Source organism: Methylobacterium oryzae, from assembly GCF_021398735.1.
Lineage (GTDB): Bacteria > Pseudomonadota > Alphaproteobacteria > Rhizobiales > Beijerinckiaceae > Methylobacterium.
Window position 1 is genome coordinate 181,540 of record NZ_CP090350.1, and the last position, 23,483, is coordinate 205,022.

The following is a 23,483-nucleotide window of genomic DNA, read 5'->3' on the forward strand; positions in this document are numbered from 1 at the left end:
GCCTCAGGCGGTCACCAGACCGGGGGTCGCCAGCACGAGGTCGCGCACCGCCTGATGGTAGCGGACGTAGCCGGTGCAGCGGCAGATGTGGCGATCGAGGGCCTCGGTGACGACCCGCTCGACCTCGTCGCGGCGGATCGGTTCGCGGCGCAGGCGCTCGATCAGCACGCTCGCCCCGGTGACGAAGCCCGGCGTGCAGTAGCCGCACTGGAACGCGAAGTTCTCGATGAAGGCCTGCTGGACCGGCGAGAGCACGACGGTGCCGTCCGGCGCGGTGCGGGCATGGCCCTCGACGGTGCGGATGCTGCGCCCCTCGAACCAGTGCGCGCCGGTGATGCAGGCGCGCATCTCCCGCGGGCCGGCCGCCTCCTCCAGCATCACCGTGCAGGCGTGGCAGATGCCCTGCCCGCAGCCCATGCGGCTGCCGGTGAGGCCCAGCCACTCGTGCAGGACGTCGAGCAGGCTCGTGCCGACGGGGACGGGGATCGGACCGACGGCCGCGCCGTTCACGCGGAGCGAGAGGTCCTTGATCTCGATGGCGGCGCTCATGCCAATGCCTCGCGGATGCGCTCGGGCCGGATGGGGAGTTCGTGGAAGCGGTGGCCGATCGCGTGCGCGACGGCGTTGGCCAGCGCCGGGACGACGGCGATCATCACGACCTCGGCGATGCCCTTGGGCGGGTCGGTCTCGGAGAGCGGCGGCAGGATCTCCACCGTCTGGTTCCACGGGGCCACGTCGCGGGCGCGGGGGAGCTCGTAGCGGTTCCAGTTCCACGTGCCGTCGCCGGGGCCGTCCTCGTAGAGGGGCAGCACCTCCTTGAGGGCGTGGCCGATCCCCATGGCGAGGCCGCCCTGCACCTGGCCGGAGACCAGCTCGGGCACGATCTGACGGCCGCACTCGAGGATCGAGTGGTGGGACAGGATCGTCACGTCGCCGCTGGCGGTGTCGACCGCGACCTCCGCCAGGGTGGCCATCGGCGAATAGTAGGTCGTGCCGACATTGTTGCGCTGGGTCGGCGGGTAGGTGACCGCCGCCCGGGGCACGAAGTGCCAGCCGGCGGTCGCCATCAGGGCGCGGCGCTCGGGCGGGGCCCCGGCGCCGTAGCGCACCGACAGGGCGTCGATCGGCAGGCGCGTCCGGCCCGTTCCGGGCAGGTCGAACTCGGCCTCGGCCCATTGCCAGCGGTTGAAGGTGTGGAGGGTCACGCCCACCGGCAGCCCGAGCCGGTGCGCCTCGGCGGCCACCTCCTCCAGGGACAGCGGCGGCAGGCCGCCGCCCAGCACTTGCCCGTCCACCAGCCGCAACTCGTCGCGGGCGACCACGTGGTAGGAGGCCAGCGCCCCGCCGCCGCCGCCCCGCGCCCAGAGCGCGCGGGCGGCGGGCCAGACGGCGTGGTCGACGAGGAACCGCGCGGCCGTCCGGGTGGCGTGGCCGAGGTAGTAGGCGGAGTTGGTCGCGCTCATCGGCGAGGTGAAGCGCGGGGTCCAGCGGGGGTTCTGCGCCCGGCGGTCCTCCTCGTCCTGGGGCGTCGTGTAGGGCTGGTCGGAGGTCTCAAGGGGCATCTCGGGCCAGCGCACCACGCCGAACGCGGTTTCGGCGGGGACCCGGCCGAGGATCTCGGCCACCATGACCGCCTGCGAGGTGGTGACGCCCGGGCCCATCTCGTGGGCGACGTGGCGCAGGCTCAGGCGGCCCCGCGGGTCGAGCTCCAGCGACGCGACCGCCGCCTCGGCGCCCGTGCCGTAATCCTTGTGCACCTGCGCGAAGCCGACGCCGTAGCGGCGGCCGGGATGGGCGGCCTCGTAGCCGGCCTTGCGCGCCGCCCGGTCCCGCCAGAGCGGGTGCGCGGCGGCCTTCGTCAGGATCTCCGCGTTGCGCAGCGCCCCGGCCGGGACCGCGCCCTGGCTGTTGCGCTGGCCCGAGCGGAGCACGTTGCGCAGGCGCAGCTCGATCGCGTCGATGTCCAGGAGCGCCGCCGCCTCGTCGACCATCATCTCGGTGGCCGACATGGTCTGGAGCGTGCCGAAGCCCCGGGTCGATCCGGCTTCCACGGCCCGCGAGGCCAGGGCGATCGCCTGGAAGTCGCTCTTCGGCAGGTAGTAGATCGACTGCGCCGCGGTGGCGCCGACGAAGGAGACCGCGACGGAGTAGTTGGGGCGCCCGCCGCCGTCGCAGGCGAAGCGCCCGGTCATGGCCCGGAACCGGCCGCTGGCCCGGTCCACCAGCAGGACGTTGTCCATGCGGAAGGCGTGGCGCTTCAGCCCGTTCTGGAACTGCTCGAACCGGTCGTTGGCGAGGCGCACCGGCCGCCCGCCCGCGTAGAGCGCGGCCACGACGCAGAGGAACGGGAAGATGTGGTGGTCCTTCGTCCCGTACCCGACCGTGTAGCCGACCTTGAGATCGACCTCCCTGAGCGGGAACCGGGATTTCGAGACCAGCGCGGCGGCGGCCTCGGCCACGTCGTAGGGCGACTGCGTCGCCATCATCAGGCGCAGCGTGCCGGTGGCCGGATCGTACCAGACGTTGCCGTTGTCGGCCTCCATGGCCGAGGCGTCCGTCGACTGCGACCGGTAGGTCCGCCGCATCACCAGGGCGTCCGCGCCGGCGCCGTCGATCTCGGCGGCGATGGCGGCCGCCGCCGCCATACCCCTGGCGAAGGGGCCGTCGTCGCCGGCCTTCGGCCAGGCGGGCTCGTCGCCGGAGAAGCCGGCGAAGATCGGGGACTGCTCGAACGGCGAGAACCGGTCGGGCGCGTCCGGCGCGTCGCCCTCGATCCGCACCCAGCGCGAGGCGCCGTAATGGGCCGGCGGCCTGGGACCGGTCTCGGCGCCGTACCGCACGACGTCGTCGGCGAAGCGCAGGGCGCGCTTGGCCGCGGCGAAGCGCGGGAAGTCGGCGTAGATCAGGATCGCCACCGGCTGCCCGAGCAGGCGCGGCGTCTCGCCCTGCGGCACGAGGAACCAGTCGCCGAAGAAGTCGGCGTGCGGGACCGAGACCCCGTCCGCCACCAGGTCCTCGTGCCGGACAATCCGGTCCGGCCGCAGGGCGGCCGGGAGCCGCGACAGGTCGAGGCCGGTGAAGCGGCGGTCGGCGCGGGTCGCCGCGACGAGGAAGGCGTGGGCTTGGCCGTCGGGCCAGCCGGCGAGGTCGCGGGCCCGGTAGTCGCGGGAGAAGGTCTTGGCGCCCGTGACCTTGGCGACGGCGTCGAGGCGGTAGCGGGGCCGGCCCGGCGCGGCCCACGGGGAGCCGGCGGACAGGCCGGTCTCGGCGAGCTGCGCCCGGGCCGGGGGCGCCAGGAAGGAGACCTTCACGGCGACGCCCGCCGCCGCGCCGGCCTTCAGGAAGTGGCGCCGCGAGAGCGCCTTGATGGTCTCGGCCGACACGGCGTCTTTCCTCATGGCGTGCCCCCTCAGGCCCGGTCGAGGACGGCCGCGTGCGGGAAGGCGGGCTCCGCGTCGGCGACGCGGTGCTCGGCCCCGGCACCGAGACGGTCCGAGTTCAGCAGCAGGTTCAGGACGATTGCGCCGATCGCGCCGAGGGTGATCCCGCTGTGCAGGATCGGCCCGGCCCAGTCCGGCGCCGTGGCGGCGAAGAGCTTCGGCGCCGCCATCGGGATCAGGCTGAGGCCGATGCTGACCGCGACGACGATCTGGTTCCGGCGATCCCCGAGATCGGCGCCGCCGACGATCTTGAGCCCCGCCGCCGCGACCATCCCGAAGATGACGATGCCGGCGCCGCCGAGCACGGCCGGCGGGATCGACGCCACCGCGAAGGCGACCTTGGGCAGGAGGCTGACGCCCAGGATGATGAAGCCCGCCGCGACCGTGACGTAGCGGCTGCGCACCCGCGTCATGTTCACGAGGCCGACGTTCTGGGAGAACGAGGTGTGCGGGAAGGTGTTGAGGCAGCCCGCGATCAGCGTCGACAGCGAGTCCGCCATCAGGCCGCGGGTCAGGGTCCGCTTGTCCACCGGGCGCCCGACGATGTCGCCCACCGCCAGGAACATGCCGGTCGACTCGACCAGCGTGACCATCATGACGATGCACATCGCCGCCACGGCCGTCAGGTGGAAGGTCGGCCAGCCGAAGTGGAACGGCGTGACGAGGGCGATGAGCGGGCGCTCGGCCAGCCCGTCGAGGCGGAACAGGCCGAGCGGCCAGGCGAGGCACAGGCCCGCGACGAGGCCGATCAGCACGGCGACGTTGGCGACGAAGCCGGTGGCGAAGCGGCTGACCACCAGGATCACCGCCAGCACGAAGGCCGCGACGCCGAGATGGACCGGAGCGCCGAAATCGGCGGCCCCGAAGCCGCCGCCCGCCCAGTTGATCCCGACCGGCAGCAGCGTGACGCCGATGATCAGGATGACCGTGCCGGTCACGAGGGGCGGGAAGAAACTCGCGAGCCTGGAGAAGAACGGCCGGAGCAGCAGGCCGAACAGGCCCGCCCCGATGGTCGCGCCGAAGATGCCGGGCAGGCCGATCGTCGGGTCCTGCGCCATCGCCACCATCGGGCCGACCGCCGCGAAGCTGACGCCCATGATGACCGGCAGGCGGATGCCGAAGATCCCCAGGCCGAGGGACTGGATCAGGATCGCGATGCCCGTCACCAGCAGATCGCAGTTGATCAGGTAGGCGACCGTCTCGGTCGGCAGGTTCATCGCCGCGCCGAGGATGAGCGGCGGCGCGACAGCCCCCGCGCTCATCACGAGCACGTGCTGCATGCCGTAGGCGAGGAGCTTCGGAAGGGGCGGGATCGCGTCGACCGCGTCCACCTCGCGCGTTGTCCTGTCGTGAGACGTCATGGGCGTGTCCTCCGCCAGCCGGGACCTGTCGAGGCGTCGTCCCGTGATGGTGTCGTCAGGGACCCGGCAGCGGTGGCCGGACCTCTTCCGGGTCCGGGCCGCCAGGAGCGGGTGTGGGGCCAGTCGCAGGGCGGGCCGTGGCGGCACGCCCGGGGGCGGGGGAGCGGGCTCTCGGCGGCCGCTCCGGGGTCATGCGCTGCCGACTTGGCTGGCTCTCAAACCTTGCATGGCTGGCCGCGAATGCCATGCCGGGATTTCGGAAGCAGTTTGCGAAAAATCGCCAAGGTGGCCGGTGGCGGCTGCCGTATGCTGCGGCCCGCTGACGGCCCCGAGACGGTGCGCCCGGCACGGCGTTCCTGCTGCCAGAGGGCGGCATCTGGCCGTGGGGAGGCGTCGCGGCCCGTCCGGCGCGACCTCCAGGGCGTACCCGGAGAGACGCGATGACCTCCCTGCTGCTGACGAACGCCGACATCCTGGTGACGATGGACGCGCAGCGCCGGGAGATCCCCGGCGGCGCGGTCTACGTGGAGGACAACCGCATCGTCGCCGTCGGCCCCGCCGCCGAGGTGCCGCAGCGGGCCGATACCGTCCTCGACCTGCGCGGCCACGCGGTGATGCCGGGCCTCGTGAACACCCACCACCACATGTACCAGACGCTCACCCGCGCGGTGCCGGCCGCGCAGGACGCCGAGCTATTCGGCTGGCTGAAGGCGCTCTACCCGATCTGGGCCCGGCTCACGCCCGAGATGGTCCGCGTCTCGACGCAGACCGCGATGGCGGAGCTGATCCTCTCGGGCTGCACCACGTCGAGCGACCACCTCTACATCTACCCGAACGGTTGCCGGCTCGACGATTCCATCGAGGGTGCCGAGGAGATCGGCATGCGCTTCCACGCCGCCCGCGGCGCGATGAGCGTCGGGGAGAGCGCGGGCGGACTCCCGCCGGACTCGGTCGTCGAGGACGAGGCGGCGATCCTCGAAGACACGCGCCGTCTGATCGAGCGCTGGCACGATCCGGAGCGCTTCGCCATGCGCCGGATCGTGGTGGCGCCCTGCTCACCGTTCTCGGTGAGCCGCGGCCTGATGCGCGATGCCGCCGAGCTGGCCCGGCACTACGGCGTCTCGCTCCACACCCACCTCGCGGAGAACGACGACGACGTCCGCTACAGCCTGGAAAAATTCGGGATGACGCCGGCGGAGTACGCCGCCGACCTGGGCTGGACGGGCCCGGACGTGTGGCACGCCCACTGCGTCAAGCTCGACCGCGCCGGCATCGCGCTGTTCGGCCGGACCGGGACCGGGGTGGCCCACTGTCCCTGCTCCAACATGCGCCTCGCCTCGGGCATCGCGCCCGTCCGGCAGATGCGGTGCGCGGGCGTGCCGGTCGGGCTCGGCGTCGACGGCTCGGCCTCCAACGACGGGTCGCACATGCTGGGCGAGGCGCGGCAGGCCATGCTGCTCGCCCGCGTCGGCTTCGGGCCGGCGGCCATGACCGCGCGGGAGGCGCTGGAGATCGCGACGCTGGGCGGCGCGAAGGTGCTGAACCGGGACGATATCGGCGCGCTGGCCCCCGGCATGGCGGCCGACATCGTCGCCTTCGACCTGCGCGGCCTCGGCATGGCGGGGGCGCTGCACGACCCCGTCGCCGCCCTCACCTTCTGCGCGCCGCAGACGGTGGCCTGGAGCGTCATCAACGGGCGGATCGTGGTGCGCGAGGGCCGCCTGACGACCCTCGACGCCGGGGCGCTGACCGCCCGCCACAACGCCCTCGCGGCGGCCCTCGTGCGGGACGAGGCGTAGGCCGGCCTACTCATCCTCCGCAGAGGGGCTCGCGGATCCAGACATCGGGTTCGGCGGCGCGGCTCCAGGATCGGGCGAACGTCGATGTCCGCTGGAGATTTGAGAAGATCCTGGCATCCAGAGCTGGAGGCTGGAGTAATGCCCTCTTATAATCTCTTCGATTGACAATCCATGCGCGGCTGTCTTTGCGAGCGAAGCGAAGCAAGCCAGAGCCGCGCAACGTCTGTAAAGGTCGCGCGACCATGGGTCACTTCGCTTTGCTCGTGATGACGGCGAGGAATGCGTCGACCGCAGCATTCGGACGAAAGATGTATTACCTTCGGGTCGAGACCGTCAGACATCCACCTCCGTCGCCAGCCCCTTGGCCACCGCGCGGTCGACCGCCACCGCGGCGACCGCGAGGTCCTGCAGCCCGACCCCGGTGCCGTCGAACAGGGTGATCTCGGACTCCGAGACGCGGCCGGGGTGATCGCCGTTGATCACCGCCCCGATCTCCACGATGGAATCCGCGGCGAGGAGCCCCCGCGCGACAGCGTGCTGCGCCTCGCCGATGCTGACCGACTGCGCGACCTCGTCGGTGCACACCGTGGCGGCGGCGAGCAGTTCGGCCTCCACCTCCTGCTTGCCGCGCGTGTCCGTCCCCATGCAGGCGAGGTGCGTGCCCGGCCGGACCTGCGCGGCCTTCAGGATCGGCGCGAACGAGGACGTGATCGTCACGACGACGTCGGCCTCGGACCCGAGCCGGTCGAGGTCGACCGCCTCGAACGCCACGCCGTGCTCCCGCGCCACCGCCTCCATCCGGCCGAACATGCCGGGATGCAGGTTCCACGCGAGGACCCGCTCGAACGGCCGCTGCGCCAGCGCGGCGCGCAGCTGGAACGCCGACTGGTGGCCCGCGCCGATCATGCCCAGCACCCGCGCATCTTTGCGGGCAAGGTGCCGGACGGAGATGGCGCAGGCCGCGGCCGTGCGCAGCGCGGTGAGGAGGTTCCCTCCGACGACGGCCCGGCAGCGGCCGGTATCGGCGTCGAACAGGAACACCGTCGACTGGTGGTTGGTCAGGCCCTTCGCGGCGTTGCCGGGCCAGAAGCCGCCGGCCTTGAGGCCGAGCGCGAGGCTGTCCCGGTCGAAGCCCGACTTGAAGCCGTAGAGCGCGTCGGCGTGGCCGATGGCTTCCCGGACGACCGGGAAGTTGCCGGCTCGCCGCCGCGCCATGGAGGCGAAGACCTGTTCGACGGCGGTAAAGCACTCCGCCTCGGTCAACAGCCCGTCGATCGCGTGCTCGGGAACGATGATCATCGCGGATGTGTCCTCAATTCGTGAGCCGGCATGTCGCCCCCGTCATCGCGGGCGTCGCGAGGCGACCCAGGGCAGCGGGCCCCGTCGAGGCGCGTCCCCGGATCGCTGCGCCGCGCTCGCGATGACGGACGGTGTGCAGGGTGCGTCAGTAGGCCTTGCCGCGGGCCGAGACCGGCCAGAGCGTCTCGACCCGGCCGTTGCGGACGCCGACATACCAGTCGTGGACGTTGCAGGTCGGATCGCAGTGGCCGGGGACGAGGCGCAGACGGTCGTTGACCTTCAGCCGGCCCTCGGGATCCTCGATCACCCCGTGCTCGTCCGAGCACTTGATGTATTTCACGTCGTCGCGGCCGAAGACGAAGGGCAGGCCCGAATCGACCGACTGCACCTTAAGTCCCGCGTCGCAGATCGCCTTGTCGGCCTTGGCGTGGCTCATCACGCTGGTGAGGATGAACAGGGCGTTCTGCCACTCGCCCGCGTCGATGCGCTTTCCGTCCCGGTCGCGGATACGCCCGTAATCGGCGTCCATGAACGCGTAGCTGCCGCATTGCAGCTCGTTGTAGACGCCGGATCCCGCCTCGAAATAGTAGCTGCCGGTGCCGCCGCCGCTGACGAGCTCCGGCTCGAGGCCCTCCCGGTTCAGCGCCGCGACGGCGTCGCGCACCTGGGCGATGGCCGCGTCGAGCTTGGCCCGCCGCTCCTCGTAGCCGTCGATGTGCTGCATGGCGCCCTGGTAGGCCTGGAGGCCCGCGAAGCGCAGGTTCGGCGCGGCCGCGACGGCCTGGGCGATCGCCACCACCTCGGGGGTCGTCCGCACGCCGCAGCGGCCGGCGCCGCAATCGATCTCGACGAAGCAGTCGAGTTGCGTGCCGTGCCGCTGCGCCGCCGCCGAGAGGTCGGCGACGTTCGCCACGTCGTCGAGGCAGACGATGATGCGGGCACCGTGCAGCGGCAGCCGCGCCAGACGGTCGATCTTGCCCGGGTCGCGCACCTGGTTCGAGACCAGGATATCCTTGATGCCCGCGCGGGCGAAGACTTCCGCCTCCGAGACCTTCTGGCAGCAGACGCCGCAGGCGCCGCCGAGGCTCTGCTGGAGTTTCAGGATGTCGACGGACTTGTGCATCTTGCCGTGGGCGCGGTGGCGCATCCCGTGCGCCTTGGCGTAGTCGCCCATCTTGCGGATGTTGCCTTCCAGCGCGTCGAGATCGACGATCAGGCAGGGCGTCTGGATCTCGTCCTCGCGCATGCCGGGCAGCGCGGGGACGTCGAAGCCGACTTCGAGATCGGCGGATCGGGCGTTCATGTGCATCGTGGGCCTCCCGTTATTGCCAGGGCAGCGCGTCGAGATCGACGTTCCCGCCCGTGATGATCACGCCCACCCGCTTGTTCGCGAAGAAAGGGCGGTTCTTCAGCACTGCCGCCAGGGCGACGGCGCTGGACGGCTCCATGACGATCTTCAGCCGCTTCCAGATCAGCTGCATCGCCGCGACGATCTCGGCCTCGGAGACCGTCAGGATATCCGCGACGTGGTGGCGGACGAAGTGCCAGGTGAGGTCCTTCAGCGGCACCTTCAGGCCGTCCGCGACCGTCACCGGCGCGTCGTCGGCGATGATCCGTCCGGCCTTCAGGCTGCGATGGGCGTCGTCGGCCTGCTCGGGCTCCGCCGCGTAGACGGCGATGTGCGGGGCGAGCCCGGCCAGCGTCAGGCAGGTGCCCGACACCATGCCGCCGCCGCCGATCGGGGCGATCACCGCGTCGAGATCCGGGACCTGCGCGATCAGCTCGCGGGCGCAGGTCGCCTGCCCGGCGATGACGCGGGGATCGTTGTAGGGATGCACGAACTCCGCGCCGGTCTCGGCGACGACCTCGGCGAACACGGCCTCGCGCGATGAGGTGGACGGCTCGCACTCCACCACCCGGCCGCCGTAGCCGCGCACGGCGTCCTTCTTCGCCTGGGGCGCGGTGCGCGGCATCACCACCGTGCAGGGGATGCCGCGCCGGCCCGCCGCGTAGGACAGGCAGGTGCCGTGGTTGCCCGACGAGTGGGTCGCCACGCCCCGGGCGGCCTGCGCCTCGGTGAGGCTGAAGACGGCGTTCGAGGCGCCCCGCGCCTTGAAGGCGCCGGCCTTCTGCAGGTTCTCGCACTTGAAGAACAGCTGCGCGCCGGCGGCTTCATCGATGATCCGCGAGGTCAGGACCGGCGTCTCGTGGATGTAGGGCCGGATGCGCTCGTGGGCGGCCAGGACGTCGTCGAGGGTGGGCGTGATCAGGGCGCTTTCCATGGCGCGCCCCCTCAGGCGGCGGCGCGCAGGGCGGCGGCCGGGGCGCGGCGGTACACCGCCTGCGCGGCCGCGACCCCCGATCCCAGCGCGATGCGCAGGCCGAGATCGACCATCGCCATCTCGGCGGCTGCGATCCCCGACAGCGCCATCACATCCGTGAGGCTGCCGAGGTGGCCGATGCGGAAGACCTTCCCGGCGACCTCGCCGAGGCCCACCCCGAAGGCGACGTCGTAGTGGCGCGCCGCGTGGGTGACGATCCGCGTGGCGTCGAAGCCCTCCGGGGTGCGGATCGCGCTCACCGTGTCCGAGTAGAGGTCCGGGCGCGCGGCGCAGAGTTCCAGGCCCCAGGCGGCGACGGCGGCGCGGATCCCGTCCGCGATGCGGCGGTGCCGGGCGAAGACGGTCTCGAGCCCCTCGGCCAGGAGCAGTTCCGTCGACAGCTTCAGGCCGTTCAGGAGGCCGACCGCCGGCGTGTAGGGATAGGCGCCGTTCGGGTAACCCTTCGCCATGTCGCGGATGTCGAAATAGGTCCGCGGCAGCGTCGCCGTCGCCGTGGCGGCCATGGCCTTGGGCGAGAACGCCACGATGGCGAGGCCCGCGGGCAGCATGAAGCCCTTCTGCGAGCCCGTCACGGCGACATCGACGCCCCACTCGTCCATGCGGAAATCCATGGACGCGATCGAGCTGACGCCGTCGACCAGCAGCAGAGCCGGGTGGTTGCTGGCATCCAGCGCGCGGCGCACGGCGGCGACGTCCGAGCGGACGCCGGTCGCCGTCTCGTTGTGCGTGACGAGCACGGCCCGGATGCGGTGCGCCTTGTCGGCCGCGAGGGCCTCGGCGAAGCGATCCGCCGGAAGCCCCTCGCCCCACGGGGCTTCGATCATCCGGACATCAAGGCCGTGGCGGCGCGTCATGTCGATCCAGCGGTGGCTGAACATGCCGTGGCGCGCCGCCAGCACCGTGTCGCCGGCGCTGAGCGTGTTGGAGAGCGCGGTCTCCCAGCCGCCCGTAGCCGTCGACGGGAAGATGAACACCTCGGCGTCCTCGCTCTTCAGGACCTTCTTCACGCCGGCGAGCGCCGGATGAAGGATCTGCGCGAAGAGCGGCGACCGGTGATCCAGCGTCGGCATGTCGGCCGCGCGGCGAAGCACTTCCGGCATGTTGGTCGGGCCGGGAATGAAGACGGGATTCTGTGCGAACATCGGCGGCGCTCTCCTCCAATACGGGAACAATAGCACCGCCGATCCCGTATTGATATTTTCTTGAAAAACTTTTTCATACGGGGTCGGAGCGCGGAAACGCGCGCCGCGACAACGCCTTACCTTTTTCCGTTGTGAGAAAAATTTTTCCATCCTAGGGATGGGTTGGGTGGGCTAGGGCGAGGGCGCCATGGATTCGGGAAACCGGCGGCGCGGGCGGCCGAAGGGGTTCGGAGGCGCCAAGCCGGCGGCGACCATCCAGGCGCTTGACCGCGCCCTCGATGTCCTCGACGTCCTGGCGGGCGGCGACGGGCTGACGCTCTCGGAACTAGCCGGCAGGCTCGAGCAATCCGTGGCGACCATGCACCGGGTCCTCGCGACGCTCGAGCGCCGCGGCCTCGTCGAGATCAGCGCCGACAAGCAGGAGTGGCACGTCGGTGCGGAGGCCTACCGGCTCGGATCGGCGTTCCTGCGCCGCCACAACGTCGTCGAGCGGAGCCGGTCGATGATGTGGACGCTGATGCAGGAGACGGGCGAGACCTCCAATCTCGGCGTCGAGAAGGACGGCAACGTCCTGTTCGTCAGCCAGGTGGAGACCCACGAGACGATCCGCGCCTTCTTCCCGCCGGGCTCCCTGTCGCCGCTGCACGCGTCGGGCATCGGGAAGGCTCTGCTGAGCACCTACGCGCCGGCCCGGACCGAGCGCCTGTTCCGGGGAAAGACCTTCGCGCGGTTCACCGACAAGACCATCGGCTCACTGGACCAGTTGCGCGACGACGTCGAGGCGACCCGCCGCCGGGGCTACGCGATCGACGACGAGGAGCGGAGCATCGGGATGCGCTGCGTCGCCGCCCCGATCCTCAACGTCCACGGCGAGGCTATCGCGGGGATCTCGGTGTCGGGGCCGACGCACCGGCTGTCCGACGAGAAGCTGCGCGCGATCGGCGAGCGGGTGCGGAGAGGCGCCGCTGCGGTCTCGCGCGCCCTCGGCGCGCCCGCCGCGACGATGACCGCGACGCCCGACGCGCCGGGCGAGCCTGACCAGGACTGACCAGCGGTGCGGCGAGGCGCGCCCTAGCGCCCGGGATGCGGGCGGCGCGGATCGACGGTGCCGACCGCCGACGGGGGCCTGCCGTCGCCGTCGAGGATACCGGCGCGCCCGTCCGGCGCCGTCCGCGAATCCGCGAGCGTCGCGCGGCCCTGGAGGCCGCCGGGGGCGGTGACGGCCGGGATGCCGGCGGGGGCGGTGAAGCTCTGCGCCAGGGCGGGCCCGGACAGGCCGATCCCGATCACGGCGCCGATCAGAAGACGAGAGGTCATGGCGGAGGTCCAGCTCAGGTCTGTCGCCGGGATCATCCCGGCCGCGTTACGCCTCGATGTGGGATCCGCGACCCCGGGGTCCAACACGCGGGATGAGCCCCCGTGCGCCCGCGCACTGCGCCGCGTGCCGCGCCGCCCGGGCGGTGCCGCCCCGCGGCCCGCGTCCGCCCCGCAGGGCTCCGTGACCGTGGCGGGCGAAAGTCCGGAACGGAGAAGCCGAGCTTCGAGTTGAGGGGCCGCTGAATCAGGGGCCATCCGTGAGACCGTCTCTCCTCGCCACGCTCGGGCTTCTGCTCGTCGCCTACCCGCACGCGTCCGGGGCGCAGGGCGTTCCAGACTCGCGAGGCGTCCAGAGCGTCCAAGACGTGCAGGATGTCCGAGACCTGCCGGCCGCGACCGTCGAGCCGGGCGAGCCTCGCCCGGGACCGCCCCCGCCGCTCCCGGACATCTCGGACCCGAACGGCCGGGCCGGCGAGGCCCTGAACGAGCCCGGCGAGCGCTCCGGCATCCCGAAGGCCCTGCGCTCCTCCGGATCGAAGGCGGGCGGGCCGGCCAACGATCTCAACCCGAGCGGGCAGGCAGAGGCGCCGGCACCGCCGAAGGGCGACCTGGGCCGGGTCATCGCCGGCAAGGAGCTGTTCCACGGCAATTACTGCGGCACGGGTCAGCGCGGCGAGGGGCTGCCGCCGACCGACGCCCTCGATGCCGCGTGCATGCGCCACGACGCCTGCTACGACGCGGCGGGCTACCGTTCGTGCGCCTGCGACGCGACGCTGAGGCGCGAGGCTTCCACCGTGTCGGACAGCCCGGACGCGGCGCTGGAGGTGCGGCGCCGGGCGCTGAGCGTGATCGAGGCTACCGCCGCGATGGCGTGCCGCGCGCCCTGAGCGCCCGCCGCGATGCGGGGATCTCGCCCCGGTGACGCCACCATGGACTTGCATCCCGGCGCATGCCTGCTTTCACGGGCCGCAGTCGAAGTCCGGTCTCGCCCCTTGTCCCACCGCACCGCATCGCAGGGTCCTGTCGCGCCCGCCGCCCGCCGCGGGGCGGGCGCGGCGCGCTGGATCCCGCCCGCGATCCTGGCCGCCGGCCTCCTCGCGACCGGGCTGAGCACGGCCCTCACCTGGCAGGCGGCGGCGCTGCGCGACCGCATGACCTTCGAGCACGCCACCGAGATCGAGCTGCGCACGGTCGAGGACCAGTTCCGCACCTACACCGCCCTCCTGCGCGGCGCCGCCGGCCTGTTCGCCGCCGAAGGCGCCACCGTCACGCTGGCCCAGTTCCGGGCCTACGTGCAGCGGATCGAACTGCAGCGCCTCTATCCCGGGTTCCTCGGCATCGGCTTCACGCCGACCCTGCCCGCCTCCGCGCGGGAGACGTTCGCCGCGCGCGCCGCGGCCCTGGGCGTCGAGAATGCCCGGGTCCGGCCGCCGACCGACAACCCGATGATCAGCCCGGTCCTGTTCGCCGAGCCGCCGAACCCGCGCAACCTCGCCGCCATCGGCTACGACGTGATGTCGGACCCGGTGCGGCGCGACATGGTCGAGCGGGCCCGCGACACCGGCCAGCCGGCCGCCTCGGCGCGGATCCAGCTCGTGCAGGAGATCGACGCGAACAAGCAGGCGGGCTTCCTCGTCGCCATGCCGGTCTATGCCGGCGGCGCCGTGCCGCCGGACCTCGAGGACCGGCGGCGGCGCTTCCTGGGCTTCGTGTTCGGCGCCTTCCGGGCCGACGACCTGTTCAACAGCATCGTGGCGGCGGAGGCCGAGGAGGACGCGGCCTTCGCCATCTACGACGGCGCGCCGAGCGAGGCGAACCTGCTGCACCGGTCCGCGCGGGCCTCCGCCGCCGGGGCGGGGCGCCTCACCCGCGAGGCGCATCTCGAGCTCGGCGGCCGCACCTGGACCGTCGCGTTCGCGCAGCGCGTCTCGCCCCGGCGCGGCTCGGCGCTGCCGGAGATCTGGCTCGTCTGCGGCGGCGGCCTGTTCGCCACCGCCCTGCTGGCCTTCGCGGCCTACCGGCAGCGCCGCACGCAGGACGAGATCCGCCAGCTCAACGCGTCGCTGGAGGCCCGCGTCGAGGAGCGGACGCGCGATCTCCGGGCGGCGGCCGACCGTCTGCGGCAGGCCGGGGAGGAGCGGGCGCGCATGGAGGAGGCGCTGCGCCAGTCGCAGAAGATGGAGGCGGTGGGCCAGCTCACCGGCGGCCTGGCGCACGACTTCAACAACCTTCTGGCGGGCATCTCGGGCTCGCTGGAGCTCATCGAGGCCCGCATCGCCCAGGGGCGGTCGAAGGATGTCGGCAAGTACATCGCCGCCGCCCAGGGCGCCGCCCGGCGGGCCGCGGCGCTGACCCACCGCCTGCTCGCCTTCTCGCGCTGCCAGACGCTGGCGCCCAGGGCGATCGACGCCGATCGGCTGGTCCGCGGGATGCTCGACCTGATCCAGCGCACGGTCGGGCCGAGCGTCGAGGTGCGGCACGTCGGGGCAGACGGGCTCTGGGCCGCGCTCGCGGACCCGTCCCAGCTGGAGAACGCGCTCCTGAACCTCTGCATCAACGCGCGGGACGCGATGCCCGGGGGCGGCCGGATCACCATCGAGACCGACAACCGCTGGATCGACCGGCAGCAGGCCGACGCCCAGGACATGCCGGAAGGGCCGTACCTGTCGCTGTGCGTGTCCGATACCGGCACCGGCATGCCCCCGGAGGTCGTCGCCCGGGCCTTCGACCCGTTCTTCACCACCAAGCCGATGGGCGAGGGCACCGGCCTCGGCCTGTCGATGATCTACGGCTTCGCCAAGCAGTCGGGCGGTCAGGTCCGGATCACCTCGACGGTCGGCCAGGGCACGAACGTGTGCATCTACCTGCCGCGGCACTTCGGCGAGGCGGACGCGGACGGCCCCGACCCGGCCAGGGGCCTGATGGCGCAGGCCGAGGCGGGCGAGACCGTGCTGATCGTGGACGACGAGCCGACGGTGCGCATGCTGGTGACGGACGTGCTGAGCGACCTCGGCTACACGGCGATCGAGGCCGCGGACGGCGCGGGCGGCCTCAGCGTGCTGCAATCGGGTGCGCGGATCGACCTGCTCGTCACGGATGTCGGCCTGCCCGGCGGCATGAACGGGCGCCAGATGGCGGATGCCGCCCGGGTCGGTCGACCGGAGCTGAAGGTGCTGTTCATCACCGGCTTCTCCGAGACCGCGCTGCCGGGCGACGGGCGTCTCGAGCCCGGCATGGCGGTGCTGACTAAGCCCTTCGCCGTGGAGGCCCTGGCCGCCCGCATCCGCGAGCTGATCGCGCGCTGAGCCGGGCCGGCCGCGACGGCGGCGCATCGCCTGTCTCGAGGTGCGCCGGATCGGCGCAGGGCGCCCTCGGGCGGCACGGCCGCGGCCACCGCCGCCCTGCCATTCGTTGAGATCGCGGCCCCGGAGGCCTATGCAGGGACACCATGGAACTCCAAGCGTCCACCGCCCGTCCCCTGGCGCCCCCCGTCCGAACGCCGTCGCCGCGCGGGCCCGCTGCGCCGTTCCTGCCCATGAGCCGAGCCGAGATGGCGGCCCTGGGATGGGAGTCCTGCGACATCGTGCTGGTGACCGGTGACGCCTACGTGGACCACCCGAGCTTCGGCATGGCCATCATCGGCCGGCTGCTCGAATCGCAGGGCTTCCGGGTCGGCATCATCGCCCAGCCCGACTGGCACTCGGCGGAGCCGTTCAAGGCGCTCGGCAAGCCGAACCTGTTCTTCGGCGTCACCGGCGGCAACCTCGATTCGATGGTGAACCGCTACACGGCGGACCGGCGGCTGCGCCACGACGACGCCTACACGGCCGGCGGCGAGGGCGGCCGGCGCCCGGACCGCTGCACCATCGTCTACACGCAGCGCTGCCGCGAGGCCTTCAAGGACGTCCCGGTCGTGCTCGGCGGCATCGAGGCGTCGCTGCGCCGGATCGCGCACTACGATTACTGGTCCGACAAGGTGCGCCGCTCGATCCTGGCGGACGCCAAGGCGGACCTGCTGATCTACGGCAACGCCGAGCGTGCCGTGGTCGAGGTGGCGAACCGCCTCGCGGCCGGCGAGGCGCCGAACCAACTCGACGCGATCCGGGGCGTCGCCCTGTTCCGCCGCGTGCCCGCCCACTACACCGAGCTGCCCGCCGACGACCTCGACTCGACGGACGAGGCCGCCACCCGCCGGCCCGGCGAGACCGTGATCCGGCTGCCCGCCTACGACGAGGTCAAGGACGACAAGGAGGCCTACGCCCGCGCCTCGCGCGTGCTGCACCGGGAGGCCAATCCCGGCAACGCGCGCCCCCTCGTCCAGCGCCACGGCGACCGCGACCTGTGGCTCAACCCGCCGCCGATCCCGCTGACCAGCGACGAGATGGACGCGGTCTACGACCTGCCCTACGCCCGCGCCCCGCACCCGTCCTACGGCGACGCGAAGATTCCCGCCTGGGACATGATCAAGTTCTCGGTGACGATCATGCGCGGCTGCTTCGGCGGCTGCACCTTCTGCTCGATCACCGAGCACGAGGGCCGCGTCATCCAGAACCGCTCGGAGGGCTCGATCCTGCGCGAGATCGAGCGGATCCGCGACAAGACCCCGGGCTTCACGGGCGTGATCTCGGATGTCGGCGGGCCGACGGCGAACATGTACCGGATGGCCTGCAAGGACCCGAAGATCGAGGCGGCGTGCCGGCTGCCCTCCTGCGTCTTTCCGGACGTCTGCCCGAACCTGAACACCTCGCACGACGACCTGATCCGGCTCTACCGCAAGGTCCGCGAGGTGAAGGGCGTCAAGAAGGTGATGGTCGCCTCGGGCGTGCGCTACGACCTCGCGGTGAAGAGCCCCGAATACATCAAGGAGCTTGTCACCCACCACGTCGGCGGGCGCCTGAAGATCGCGCCCGAGCACACCGAGCGCGGCCCCCTCGACAAGATGATGAAGCCAGGGATCGGCACCTACGACCGGTTCAAGGAGATGTTCGACGCCGCCGCCAAGGAGGCGGGCAAGAAGTACTACCTGATCCCGTACTTCATCGCGGCGCATCCGGGCACGACCGACGAGGACATGATGCACCTCGCGCTCTGGCTCAAGAAGAACAACTACCGCGCCGACCAGGTCCAGACGTTCCTGCCCTCGCCGATGGCGACGGCAACCGCGATGTACCACACCGAGATCAACACGCTGCGGGGCGTGAAACGTGGCGGCAGCGAGTCGGTCGAGGCGATCAAGGGGCTGCGCCAGCGCCGGCTGCACAAGGCGTTCCTGCGCTACCACGACCCCGAGAACTGGCCGCTGCTGCGCGAGGCGCTGCGGGAGATGGGCCGCGCCGACCTCATCGGGCCGCGGCCGGACCAGCTGGTGCCGTTCTCGCAGCCGCCGGGGACCGGCGCCGGTGCGGGCCGGACGGGGGGCCAGCCGCGACCCCGCTACACGGGCGGCGGCCAGCGCTTCACCACGAAGGGCGTGCCGCTGCGCAAGTGACGGTTCGTGACGGGTCCGGCGCGCCGTAACGAATTGATACGCGCCGGCCATATTGCCGCGCGGCCGGCCGGTCAGCCTCACCGGCGATCGACACGGAGGTCGCGATGGCTGTCGCCTGCCCTGTTCTGACGCCCGAAGAGCGCAAGGCGTCCGAGATCCTGGACGCCGCGCAGCGCGCGATGATGGAGACGGTGCAGGCGGCCGTGGCGGAGGCCGCCGCGCGGGTGCGCCAGCAGAATCTCGACGCCGGCCTCGACCTCGCCCCGCCGCCCAGGGCCTATTTCGAGTCCGTGGTGCACCAGCGGATGTACCTGACGCTCTGCGGGGCGGCGGTCGGCACGTTCGCGGGCGGCGATGCCAGGACGGCGATCGGTCTCATCCGGAATCAGCAGCTGATCGCCAACCGCTACTGGGGGGCCGGGATCGCGGTGACGCCGAGGGCGCCGTGACGGCGGCGCCCGAGAGCGCCGCCGGGATCGTCCTGGCGCGCGTCGACCGGCTCGCCGGGATCAGCGCCTACCCGTGGACCCTGACGCGGCGCGTCTTCAGCCCGCAGCAGGCCGAGGCCGAGGCGCTCGTCATCGGCTGGATGGCGGAGGCCGGCCTGTCGGCCCGGCGCGATCCCGCCGGCAACCTCGTCGGCCGGATCGAAGGCGCGGTCCCGGGCGGCCCGGCCGTCGTCGTCGGGGGCCACGTCGACACGCGCGAGGATGCCGGCCGCTACGACGGGACGCTCGGCGTGCTGATCGGCATCGCCGCCGTCGAGCGCATGATCCGGCACGGACCGCCGCCGCGCCACGCGGTCGAGGTCGTCGCCTTCGTCGCGGACGCGGCCGGCCGGTTCGGTCCCCGGCAGCTCGGCAGCCGGGCTGTGGTCGGGCGGCTCGCCCCGGACGCGCTGGACTGGGACGACGCCTACGGCGTCACCCTGCGTCGCGCCCTGGAGGCGCACGGGCTCGACCCGGCGCGCCTCGCGAGCGCGCGCCGGGCCTCGGACGCGATCCTGGCCTATCTCGAGGTCGCCGCCGAGGCCGGCCCCGTGCTGGAGCGATCGGGAGCGCCGGTCGGGATCGTGCAGGCCCTGTCGGAATCGACGATGCTCCGGGTCACGCTGACAGGCGCCGCCGTCGACGCGGCGGCGAACCCGATGCCGGGCCGGCGGGACGCCCTCGCCGCGGCGGCCGAATGCGTCCTCGCCGCCGAGCGCGTCGGCCTGGCGCGGGAGGGGGTCACCGTCACGGTCATGCGCCTCGACGTCGCGCCGGTGCCGACCTTCGTGGTCGCGGGGTCGGCGACACTGGGCGTCCGCGTCGATTCCGCCGACGACGGCGCGCGGCGCGCGGCCGTGGCGGAACTCGCCGCGGCGCTCGAGGCGGTCGCGGCGCGGCGCCGGCTGGGGATCACCGTCGAGCGCAGCGTCGATCCCGATGCCACCCGGTGCGATCCCGGTCTGGTCCGCCTGTTCGAGGAGGCCGTCGCGGCCGCGGGACACCGCGCCGTGCGGCTGGCGCAGGGCGTGACCACCGACGCGTCCCACATGGCCCTGCTCGGACCGATCGGCCTCGCGCTGATCCGCTGTCGGGGCGGCGTCGGCTGGGGGGCGGCGGGGACCGTCGACCCGGCCGACGTCGCGATCGGCCTCGACGTGCTCGCCGGCGTTGTCGGCGCGCTCGCGGGCGGCGCGCCCTCCCCCTGCGAGCCGCGGGACGGGCACCTCAGCCCGCCTTGGCCGGCAGGGTGAAGAGGTCGATGAAGGACCGCGCCAGGTCGGCGGGGCCCGCGACGGCGAGCGTCCCGCCGGCGCCGTCCCGGTCCAGCGGCGCCTTGCCGTAGACCGTGCGGCGCATCGCCATCGTGTCGCCGGTGAAGGCGAGGTCGGGCGCCTCGGCGACGCCCCGCCGCACGCGGATCCCGTCGCCGGTCACCGTCGCGACGAAGTCCTCGCCGGGGAAGTGGAAAGCGACCGTCGCCGACAGCGCCGCCGCCCGCCCGCGGTCGACCAGGGCCTCGAGCGACATCATGGCCGACGCCCCCGACATGAACAGGCTCGGATCGTGCCGCGGCGAGCGGGCGGCCCAGCGGCCCAGGTCGCGCATCAGGGGCGCGGCCTCGCGGCCCCAGTCGGTGAGATCGTAGACCTGCACGTTGGCCGGCGACGGCAGCCGGTACCGCAGGGCGATGCCCGCCGCCCCCAGGCTCTCTAGCCGCTGCGTCAGCACGTTCGCGCTGATCCCCGGGAGGTTCGCCCGGATCTCGCTGAACCGCCGGGGGCCGTAGACCAGCTCGCGCATGATCAGCAGCGACCAGCGCTCGCCGATGAACTCCAGCGCGAGGGCCGTGCCGCAGGCGTCGTCGTACAGGCGCTCGCGAGGCCGGGATGCTAAATCAGTTATTTTTTCTGACTTCATGGTTGCTTTGTGTAACCGAGAATGCGAGCCTGGGCAAAGCGGGGCCGGAGGGGGCGCCGCGCAGCGGCCGCAGAGCCGATTGTCACGGAGGAGCGCCCGATGCCACCCGCCGAGGGGACACCCATCTGGTTCGAGCTGAACGCGTCCGACCCGGACGCCGCGCAGGCCTTCTACGAGGCGGTCGCCGGCTGGCGCGTCGCGCCGTCGCCGATGCCCGAGCACGGCGGCTACCGGATCGCGGAGGCCGACGGGGCGCCCGTGGCCGGGATCCGGCGGCCGATGCCCGAGGCCCCCGGCCTCCCCGGCTGGGCGGTCTACCTCGCGACCTCGGACGTCGACGCCCTGGCTTCCCGCGCGGTCGATCTCGGCGGCGCGGTCCGGTTCGGGCCCGTCGACATCCCCCATGTCGGCCGCTTCGCCATGGTGAGCGACCCGCAGGGCGTGGTCTTCGCCGCGATGGATCCGGCCCGTCCCGGCGCGAGCCGGGCCTTCGGGCCGGTGCCGCTCGAGACGGAGCGGACGCGCGGCCACGGCGTCTGGATCGAGCTCGCCACCCCCGATCCCGCGGCGGCCCTCGCCTTCTACGGGGCGCTGTTCGGCTGGGAGAAGCTCGGTGCCATGCCGATGGGCGACTTGGGCGAGTACGCCTTCATCGGGCGGGGCGACCTGCGCCCCGGCGCGATGATGTCGAGCGCGGCCACCGGCGCGCCGGCCCGCTGGAACTGGTACATCCACGTCGCCGACATCGACGCCGCGCTCGCGACCGTCCGGGCGGCGGGCGGCACGGTCCTCCAGGGACCCGACCCGATCCCCGGCGGCAGCTACGCGGCCAACATCGCCGATCCGGCGGGCCACCAGCTCGGCCTCGCCGGCCCGCGGCAAGCCACGTGAGGAGCGTCCGGCCATGACGAGCGACAAGCTGACGACCTGCCTGTGGTTCGATCGCGGCGAGGCCCGCAAGGCCGCGGACTTCTACGCCGCGACCTTCCCCGACAGCCATGTCGGCGCGCCCATGAACGCCCCCTCGGATTTCCCCGGCGGGTCCGCGGGCGACGAACTCACGGTCGCGTTCACCGTCCTCGGCCGTCCGTTCGTCGGCCTGAACGGCGGCCCGGCCTTCCGGGCCAACCAGGCGGTCAGCTTCATGGTGCTGACCGACGATCAAGCGGAGACCGACCGCTACTGGGACGCCGTCGTGGGCCACGGCGGCGCGGAGAGCGCGTGCGGCTGGTGCACGGACCGCTGGGGCTTCTCCTGGCAGATCACGCCGCGCGCGCTCCTGCACGCCAACAGCCACCCCGACCGGGCTGCGGCCCGGCGCGCGTTCGAGGCCATGATGACCATGCGCAAGATCGACATCGCCCGGATCGAGGCTGCCCTCCGCGGGGACTCCGCCCATGCGTAAGATCACCGGCTCCCTCTTCCAGTCCCTCGACGGCGTGATCCAGGCACCGGGCGGTCCGGAGGAGGATCAGACCGGCTTCGCGCACGGCGGCTGGACCTTCCCGTACTTCGACGCGTCGCTCGCCGGGCCGATGGGCAAGCTGCTCGGCGGCGATTACGAGCTGCTGCTCGGCCGGCGCACCTACGAGATCTTCGCCGCCTACTGGCCGCACAACGCCGAGCAGCCGATCGGCGCGACCTTCAACGCGATCCGCAAGCATGTCGTCACCGGAAGCGACGCCGCGCTCGACTGGAACAACAGCCGCCGCCTCGCCGGCGACCCCGTCGCGGCGGTCACCCGCCTCAAGGAGAGCGAGGGCCCCGACCTCCTCATCCAGGGCAGCAGCAGGCTCTATCCGGCGCTGCTTCCGGCGGGCCTCATCGACCGGCTCGTCCTGATCACATTCCCGGTCATGCTCGGCCGCGGCAAGCGCTGGTACGCGGACGACCCGGCGGCGGCCCGCACCTGGACGCTGGTCGAGCAGAGCCACTCGCCGAAGGGCGTCCACGTCGCGGTGTTCGCGCGGGACGGGGCGGTCCAGACCGGCAGTTTCGCCAGCAAACCACCCAGCGCGGACGAGATCGCGCTCCGCGAGCGCCAGGCGGCGGGTCGCTGGTAGACCGCCGCCTGCGGCAGCGACCGGCCGGCCGTGCGCACGGCACGGGGTCGTGACCCGTCGGAAGCCGGCAGGTCCCGTGTCAGCCTTCCCTCAAACCTGTTGGCGGCCGCGCCGCGGCCGGGGTAGCCTGCCGCCAGGCCGATGCTGCCTGCCGCTCGCCCCGGAACCGGGATGGTGAAAGCATCGCGGACGACCCACCCCCACCGTGTCCCTGACCGGCGCCGGGTCGGCAATGCGGGCACCGACGGACCGACGCCGGCTCGGGGAGAGGACCATGACGACCGTCGATCAGGCCAAGACCATGGCCAAGCGGCTGCGCGCCGCGCTGGCAGCCCGCGACCTCGCCGTCCCGCACGCGGCCGCCCTCGAACTCGTCGCCGCCGGGCTGGGCTACGACGACTGGAACACCGCCTGCGCCGTCCTGGACCGGGACGCGGATGACGGCCCCCGTTTCCTGGAAGCGGTGCCGGTTCTGCGCATCTTCGACGAGGCCAAGGCGCGCGCGTTCTACTGCGGCTTTCTCGGCTTCACGCCCGGGTTCGAGCACCGGTTCGAGCCGGGTCTGCCGCTCTACATGGAGGTCGCCCGCGCGGGATTGCGGTTGCACCTGACCGAGCACCACGGCGACGCCACCCCCGGCTCGACCGTGTTCGTGCCGATGCGCGGCATCCGGGCCTATCACCGGGCGCTCACCGACCAGCGCTACGGCTATGCCCGGCCCGGCATCGAGCAGGCGCCCTGGGGCGAGGTGCTGGAGGTGGCGGATCCGTTCGGGAACCGGTTGCGATTCTGCGAGCGCCGGACCGGGTGACCGGTCGGGCGGG

General features: G+C 72.6%; 20 protein-coding genes. 11 read left to right on the top strand and 9 right to left on the bottom strand.

Annotated features, from left to right (window positions below):
- Nucleotides 1-3: 3 nt before the first annotated feature.
- From LXM90_RS29275 to LXM90_RS29285, 3 genes are read right to left on the bottom strand one after another with little or no spacing between them, the layout of a single operon-like run.
- Nucleotides 4-549: a (2Fe-2S)-binding protein gene (locus LXM90_RS29275; protein WP_012329913.1), complete on the bottom strand. Its 546-nt coding sequence runs from the start codon at nucleotides 547-549 to the stop codon at nucleotides 4-6.
- Nucleotides 546-3,398 carry a xanthine dehydrogenase family protein molybdopterin-binding subunit gene (locus LXM90_RS29280; RefSeq protein ID WP_234083308.1) on the bottom strand — a complete coding sequence of 951 codons (2,853 nt, stop codon included), beginning with the start codon at nucleotides 3,396-3,398 and terminating at the stop codon, nucleotides 546-548. Before LXM90_RS29280 ends, LXM90_RS29275 begins: the two co-directional genes overlap by 4 nt.
- A gap of 11 nt (nucleotides 3,399-3,409) precedes the next feature.
- On the bottom strand, nucleotides 3,410-4,801 hold the full coding sequence (locus tag LXM90_RS29285) for a nucleobase:cation symporter-2 family protein (protein WP_234083310.1): 1,392 nt from the start codon (nucleotides 4,799-4,801) through the stop codon (nucleotides 3,410-3,412).
- Between the two features lie 440 nt (nucleotides 4,802-5,241).
- On the opposite strand from LXM90_RS29285, the gene LXM90_RS29290 reads away from it, so the two are divergent.
- Nucleotides 5,242-6,600 carry an 8-oxoguanine deaminase gene (locus LXM90_RS29290; protein WP_020094520.1) on the top strand — a complete coding sequence of 453 codons (1,359 nt, stop codon included), beginning with the start codon at nucleotides 5,242-5,244 and terminating at the stop codon, nucleotides 6,598-6,600.
- 333 nt (nucleotides 6,601-6,933) lie between these two features.
- Here the strand turns inward: LXM90_RS29290 and bhcD are convergent, their stop codons facing one another.
- From bhcD to bhcA, 4 genes are all read right to left on the bottom strand, one after another.
- Nucleotides 6,934-7,899, bottom strand: a complete 966-nt coding sequence (bhcD, locus tag LXM90_RS29295; RefSeq protein WP_020094519.1) for an iminosuccinate reductase BhcD — start codon at nucleotides 7,897-7,899, stop codon at nucleotides 6,934-6,936.
- A 145-nt stretch (nucleotides 7,900-8,044) separates the two neighbouring features.
- The gene (bhcC, locus tag LXM90_RS29300) at nucleotides 8,045-9,202 is read right to left on the bottom strand and encodes a 3-hydroxy-D-aspartate aldolase BhcC (protein WP_020094518.1); all 1,158 of its coding nucleotides are present in this window, start codon (nucleotides 9,200-9,202) and stop codon (nucleotides 8,045-8,047) included.
- A gap of 19 nt (nucleotides 9,203-9,221) precedes the next feature.
- The gene (bhcB, locus tag LXM90_RS29305) at nucleotides 9,222-10,181 is read right to left on the bottom strand and encodes a beta-hydroxyaspartate dehydratase BhcB (protein ID WP_020094517.1); all 960 of its coding nucleotides are present in this window, start codon (nucleotides 10,179-10,181) and stop codon (nucleotides 9,222-9,224) included.
- Nucleotides 10,182-10,192: 11 nt separating this feature from the next.
- Nucleotides 10,193-11,383: an L-aspartate--glyoxylate aminotransferase BhcA gene (bhcA, locus tag LXM90_RS29310; protein ID WP_020094516.1), complete on the bottom strand. Its 1,191-nt coding sequence runs from the start codon at nucleotides 11,381-11,383 to the stop codon at nucleotides 10,193-10,195.
- A gap of 187 nt (nucleotides 11,384-11,570) precedes the next feature.
- On the opposite strand from bhcA, the gene bhcR reads away from it, so the two are divergent.
- On the top strand, nucleotides 11,571-12,431 hold the full coding sequence (gene bhcR / locus LXM90_RS29315) for an HTH-type transcriptional regulator BhcR (protein WP_020094515.1): 861 nt from the start codon (nucleotides 11,571-11,573) through the stop codon (nucleotides 12,429-12,431).
- A gap of 23 nt (nucleotides 12,432-12,454) precedes the next feature.
- On the opposite strand, the gene LXM90_RS29320 is transcribed toward bhcR, so the two are convergent.
- Nucleotides 12,455-12,700, bottom strand: coding sequence for a hypothetical protein (locus tag LXM90_RS29320; protein ID WP_042670232.1), 246 nt, complete (start codon nucleotides 12,698-12,700; stop codon nucleotides 12,455-12,457).
- 257 nt (nucleotides 12,701-12,957) lie between these two features.
- On the opposite strand from LXM90_RS29320, the gene LXM90_RS29325 reads away from it, so the two are divergent.
- The 5 genes from LXM90_RS29325 (at nucleotide 12,958) to LXM90_RS29345 (ending at nucleotide 19,929) form a co-directional block, all read left to right on the top strand.
- Nucleotides 12,958-13,587 (top strand): phospholipase A2 family protein, encoded by a 630-nt coding sequence (locus tag LXM90_RS29325; protein ID WP_026605148.1) that lies wholly within the window; start codon nucleotides 12,958-12,960, stop codon nucleotides 13,585-13,587.
- A 105-nt stretch (nucleotides 13,588-13,692) separates the two neighbouring features.
- Nucleotides 13,693-16,005 carry a CHASE domain-containing protein gene (locus LXM90_RS29330; RefSeq protein WP_234083312.1) on the top strand — a complete coding sequence of 771 codons (2,313 nt, stop codon included), beginning with the start codon at nucleotides 13,693-13,695 and terminating at the stop codon, nucleotides 16,003-16,005.
- Between the two features lie 143 nt (nucleotides 16,006-16,148).
- Nucleotides 16,149-18,188 carry a YgiQ family radical SAM protein gene (locus LXM90_RS29335; RefSeq protein WP_026605147.1) on the top strand — a complete coding sequence of 680 codons (2,040 nt, stop codon included), beginning with the start codon at nucleotides 16,149-16,151 and terminating at the stop codon, nucleotides 18,186-18,188.
- 104 nt (nucleotides 18,189-18,292) lie between these two features.
- Entirely contained in the window at nucleotides 18,293-18,637 is a 345-nt protein-coding gene (locus LXM90_RS29340; protein WP_020094510.1) for a hypothetical protein, read from the top strand.
- Complete coding sequence (locus tag LXM90_RS29345; RefSeq protein ID WP_020094509.1) at nucleotides 18,634-19,929, top strand: hydantoinase/carbamoylase family amidase; 1,296 nt, start codon at nucleotides 18,634-18,636, stop codon at nucleotides 19,927-19,929. Before LXM90_RS29340 ends, LXM90_RS29345 begins: the two co-directional genes overlap by 4 nt.
- Here the strand turns inward: LXM90_RS29345 and LXM90_RS29350 are convergent.
- The gene (locus tag LXM90_RS29350; protein ID WP_026605146.1) at nucleotides 19,904-20,596 is read right to left on the bottom strand and encodes a winged helix-turn-helix transcriptional regulator; all 693 of its coding nucleotides are present in this window, start codon (nucleotides 20,594-20,596) and stop codon (nucleotides 19,904-19,906) included. The genes LXM90_RS29345 and LXM90_RS29350 overlap by 26 nt on opposite strands.
- A gap of 99 nt (nucleotides 20,597-20,695) precedes the next feature.
- Between LXM90_RS29350 and LXM90_RS29355 the strand changes: the two genes are divergently transcribed.
- The 4 genes from LXM90_RS29355 (at nucleotide 20,696) to LXM90_RS29370 (ending at nucleotide 23,470) form a co-directional block, all read left to right on the top strand.
- Nucleotides 20,696-21,487, top strand: coding sequence for a VOC family protein (locus tag LXM90_RS29355; protein ID WP_042670237.1), 792 nt, complete (start codon nucleotides 20,696-20,698; stop codon nucleotides 21,485-21,487).
- 13 nt (nucleotides 21,488-21,500) lie between these two features.
- A complete protein-coding gene (locus tag LXM90_RS29360) occupies nucleotides 21,501-22,001 on the top strand; it encodes a VOC family protein (protein ID WP_020094506.1) in 501 nt (166 codons plus the stop codon).
- Complete coding sequence (locus tag LXM90_RS29365) at nucleotides 21,994-22,659, top strand: dihydrofolate reductase family protein (protein ID WP_020094505.1); 666 nt, start codon at nucleotides 21,994-21,996, stop codon at nucleotides 22,657-22,659. Before LXM90_RS29360 ends, LXM90_RS29365 begins: the two co-directional genes overlap by 8 nt.
- A 274-nt stretch (nucleotides 22,660-22,933) precedes the next feature.
- Nucleotides 22,934-23,470, top strand: a complete 537-nt coding sequence (locus tag LXM90_RS29370; RefSeq protein ID WP_042670241.1) for a glyoxalase superfamily protein — start codon at nucleotides 22,934-22,936, stop codon at nucleotides 23,468-23,470.
- Nucleotides 23,471-23,483 lie beyond the last annotated feature (13 nt).